Genomic DNA, 4636 nt, shown 5'->3' with positions numbered 1-4636 from the left:
TTTTAAAAGCCAACGAACTGGCCGTGGGCGGAGAAGTGTTCGTGCTGAAAATGCCGGTGGTGGCGCTGAAAGATCTAGTTGAGGTGATGATTGAAGAAGTCACCAAGAAATATCGCATCAACGAGCCCATTCGTATCAAAGAGATCGGCTTGCGTCCAGGGGAAAAAATGTACGAAGAGCTCATGACAGAAGACGAAGCGCATGCGGCATGGGAGACGGAAGACATGTATGTGATCGGGCCTCCTTTTGGCTGGAAGCCGCATGCCTATCCGAAAGAATGGAACATCCGCCCGTGTCAAAATCCGTTTCAAGGCGAGATGATTGATAAAGAAACATTGCGCCGTTGGATTTTGGCAGAAGGCTTAATATAGGAGAAACGGTGAGTGATGGAGCGATGAGCATCATGTTGTTGGCAGAGAATCAGCGATTTTTGCAAAGCCACTATCCATCCATTTGGCAGCTATGGAATCAAATCCAGCATGAGCAAGTTTGGCCGCAATATGAAATCATCCCGTCCCATGCTGGTCTGCCGACGATTCAAGTTCATGTGGATGGACGCCCTCTGTATTTGCACAGCAAATACAACCCGGAGCAAGAAGCCGAGCGCCTCGTCCAACAGCTCAAGGACAAAATCGAACAATGCGACCACTTGTTCTTTTACGGCATCGGGCTCGGATATCATGTCGAAAAAATGTTATCCATGTTTCCCGATAAGTCGTTCACCATTTATGAACCGAATCCATGGATCTTTTTCCGCTTTCTATCATACAAACGGATGACAGAATGGCCGCTTCAGCGGCTTCGCTATCTTTATGTGGAAACGGACGAGGCTTCGCGCAGGCAGTTTTTTGCCGAGTTTGCGAACGCGCTGGAGACGAATGTGGGGCTTGTGGCGCTGCCGAGTTATGAGCGAATTTTCGCGGATCAATTTCAACAATTTGTTCGCCAATTTCGTGATACCCTGCAGTCGAAGCGCATCAATTTGGCGACCGAATTTGCCTTTGGAAAACGTTGGACATTGAACAGCTTGATGAATTTACCGACAACGTTGAGATCGCCGAGCATTTTCAGCCGAAAAGAATATTTTCGTTCCAAACCGGTCTTGCTCGTTGCGGCTGGGCCGTCGCTGCAAGAGGAATATGACAATCTTCGCTACATAAAGGAAAATGGGCTAGCCTACATTTTTGCTGTCGGATCGGCGAATCGAGCGCTAGTGGCGAACGGCATCCTGCCCGACGCTGTTTGCACATATGATCCACAGGCTCATAATTTCGCTGTGTTTTGGGACATGATTGACAAAGGGATCGACGCCAACGTGCCGATGATTTATGGGACGAGCGTCGGATACGAAACGATTCAAAAATACAAGGGACCAAAGTTTTACGCCGTCACATCCCAAGATACCGTAACGCCATACTATCTTGACAGCCTTGACCGCAGCGAAGTGATCGACGATGCGTTTTCGATCGCCATTATTACGTTGCAAATATTGGCGAAGTTGGAGGCGAATCCTGTCATTCTTGTCGGGCAAAATTTCGCCTTCCGTGACAATTACTATTATGCGAAGGAAATCAAACGGGGAGAAAAGCAGACCGCTGAAGTGCTCGAACATGAGCGGCGTGGCCTCATGCAAGTGAAGGACGTATACGGACATCTTGTCACGACGAATGAATCGCTCAACCAGATGCGGCTGCTGATGGAGCACTATATCCAGACGTATTCTCACATCGAAGTCATCAACACAACAAAAGGCGGTGCTGATATTTCTGGTGCGCCATTTATTCCGCTGGAGGCCGTCATCCAAACCCGGTTGACCAAGAAAGTCGTGAATGAAAACTGGCATGTCGGCCAAGAAAGCAACCGGATGCAAGGGATTGAAGACAAGATCGGGAACATGCATCGCGCTATGACCGATTTCATCAAGAGATACCATGAGCTCGAAGCGATGTTTCATGAATTGGAGCAGGCTGCTATTCGAAAAAAAGAAGACAAATTGCACAAATTATTCGCCCGCTTCGATGAGCAGTTCCGCCGATGGACGAAAAACGACTTTTTTGACGTATACGTCCGGCCTATCGTCCGCGTTTATACGGAAATGCTGCAAAAAGAAGCGCACAAAATCCGAGAAGAGCAAGATCCGATTGTGAAGGCGGACAAAGTGGTTCGGGCGTTCCGCCACTATTTGCACCTATGCCAGCAAGTCTATAACGAAATGGCGCCGTTGGTTCAAACATATCTGCACCCCGCCCTGAAACAGAAGGACGATGGCTGGAAGAGACGCGAATGCACATCTAGTGAATTTCAATACATCGGCCAATGGCGAAAAAAGGAGATCAAAATTGAAAAACAATCGTCCGGGGAAGCGGATGTAATCAGTGCATATTACGAAACGAACGAACCGAATGCGGCGATTCAATTCAAGTTTAAAGGAACAGCGCTTCGGATGATTGGGGCGAGGCATGCGGAGTGTTCGGATGAGATTCAAATTGTGATTGATGGGTATAAAGAAAGGCTCTCAGCAAAAGATAAACGCTTTTCACCTCCATTTCCTCCAGCTTTTCGGGAAGTATTGTTTGAGAAAAGCGGTTTAAATGATGGTGTACATGAGGTTGAAATTGAATTGCAGAATGCGGGAAAACTGCTTTTTGAAGCTATTGAATTGCAAGCAGATGAAAGTGTGTTCTTGCATGTGAATGAAGAAGGACAAGCTATCATATTAGGTTAGGAGAAAAAGCATATGAAGAAAACTGTTATATGCGTAATAGGGATGCATAGAAGTGGTACATCTGCTACGACTAGAGTGATTAATCTTTTGGGAATTGAAGTTGGTGATGAAGCTACATTATTAGATCCACAAAAAGACAATCCAAAGGGGTTTTGGGAAAATAAGGAGTTAGTGGAAATAAATGATGAGATATTAAGTTGGTTTGGAAGAGAATGGGACACTTCTCTTCCTATATATGGAGATTGGTGGAAACGAAGTGAAATGAAACTTTACAGAGAGAAAATTATTGAGGTGCTAAGCCGTAATTTAAAATCTACAGAAAGATGGGTTTGGAAAGACCCCAGAACTTCAATTCTTCTTCCGCTATATAACGATATTATAAAGGAACTTGGTATCGACATTCGGTTTATAATTTGTGTTAGAAATCCTTTAGACGTCCATAACTCGTTAATGAAAAGAGACAACTTCAGTCTTTTTAAATCTATTGATGTTTGGAAGCATTACACAATATCTTCATTTTATTGGACTAGGGGATACCGAAGATTAATTGTGCATTTCGATCGGTTATTGGATAATCGGGAGTTAGTGATCAATGAGATTTCCAAATTTCTTGAAATAGAAGCTACATACAGTGATTTAAAAGTAAAGGAAAAAATAGATGACTTTTTATGTAAAGAATTAAGACATAGTCAAACGGCAGATAGAACTTTTTTATCTGACGATTCTGTCGATTGTGATAGCAGGAACTTATATAGGGAAATATTAAAATGCTTAGAGAATCGAGCGTATTTAGAAAGTAATCAATTCAACCGTTTCATATCTAGTATGTATCAGTTGTTAGGTGAAACTGAAGTATATTTATGGGGAGCAGGAGAAGGAGGAAGAAAAACTCTTGAGTTATTGAATAAAACACGTCCTTTCAATTTAAAGGGCATTATTGATAACGATTTTAAGAAACAAGGGCGTTCATTTTATGGCTATACAGTTTATTCACCTAGCATCTTAAATAATCAGACAAAATTACCTTACATTATGATTTGTTCAATGTTTTATAACGAGATAGTTCAAGAATTGTGTATGTACGGCTACCAAGAAGATGATTATCGGATTCTTATATCACCGTTTGTAAAATATCTAATTAATCAATGCAAGAAGTAGATGTAGATCCGTGGTGGAAAAGATTGTACAAACCGCGAATGATCTAGCGGTTTCTCAATTGTCTTTAAGCACAGATTTGGAGACAATTTCAAAGACAATTATGGTTAACCTTTTTGTCAAGAAACTATAGACCAATGTTGGAGGTGATAATATTTTGAGATATAAAGTACTTATATTTGGAACAGGTAGCGGTTGTGAAAAAGTTTGGGATCTTCTTAACTTTGAAAAAGTAGATGTATTAGCCTTTTTAGATAATGATGTATTGAGAGTTGGAACAAAAAAATATAATAGGGAAGTTTTAGCTGTCAAAGATGTCGTTAACTTAACCTATGATTACATAATTATTGCAAGTCAATACTATAAAGAAATTAGTAAACAATTGTTAGAATTTAAAATTCCAAGAAGAAAAATTATTCCGTTTTTTAAATTGCTATACTCTCATAGCTCTAATAAGGATGACTATGAAATTTTTAAGAGAGATCTATTCTTAATAGAAAAGATTTTTTCATTATTTCTGTTTGAACAAGAGTATAATATTCTTCCTTTAGAAAAGCTAATAGGATATCAGACTCAGAGAAAAGGAGTATTATTTGTTAATCATATATTTGGTGGCGGATCAAAAGTATATCAAGATAGTATTATTGAAGAGGTTAGAAAAAAAAATTCGGTTTTTACATTTAACATTTTATTAAATCATTTTCTTGTTTTGGATTTAGAAAAAAGATATTGTTTCTTTATAGAAGTAGATGAATT

Annotated in this window: 3 protein-coding genes and 1 pseudogene; all 4 read left to right on the top strand. The window is 40.6% G+C overall.

Annotated features, from left to right (window positions below; translation table 11 throughout):
* Positions 1 to 371: polysaccharide biosynthesis protein (locus VU18_RS16715; RefSeq protein WP_047758615.1), on the top strand; the 371-nt coding region annotated here is incomplete at its 5' end.
* A gap of 23 nt (positions 372 to 394) precedes the next feature.
* Entirely contained in the window at positions 395 to 2725 is a 2331-nt protein-coding gene (locus tag VU18_RS16710; RefSeq protein ID WP_236687454.1) for a 6-hydroxymethylpterin diphosphokinase MptE-like protein, read from the top strand.
* Between the two features lie 12 nt (positions 2726 to 2737).
* Positions 2738 to 3883 (top strand): hypothetical protein, encoded by a 1146-nt coding sequence (locus tag VU18_RS16705; protein WP_047758614.1) that lies wholly within the window; start codon positions 2738 to 2740, stop codon positions 3881 to 3883.
* 154 nt (positions 3884 to 4037) lie between these two features.
* Positions 4038 to 4636: pseudogene (locus VU18_RS16700) on the top strand (hypothetical protein); the annotation flags it as partial.

The sequence above is a fragment of the Geobacillus sp. ZGt-1 genome, from assembly GCF_001026865.1.
Lineage (GTDB): Bacteria > Bacillota > Bacilli > Bacillales > Anoxybacillaceae > Geobacillus > Geobacillus thermoleovorans.
The sequence above is the reverse complement of the archived record's forward strand: the minus strand, read 5'-3'. Positions and strand labels throughout refer to the sequence as shown.

What these genes read in the sequence shown, in the direction of transcription:
- VU18_RS16710 (WP_236687454.1), top strand. Translation starts at nt 395, where the DNA reads ATGAGCATCATGTTGTTGGCAGAGAATCAGCGATTTTTGCAAAGCCAC.
- VU18_RS16705 (WP_047758614.1), top strand. Translation starts at nt 2,738, where the DNA reads ATGAAGAAAACTGTTATATGCGTAATAGGGATGCATAGAAGTGGTACA.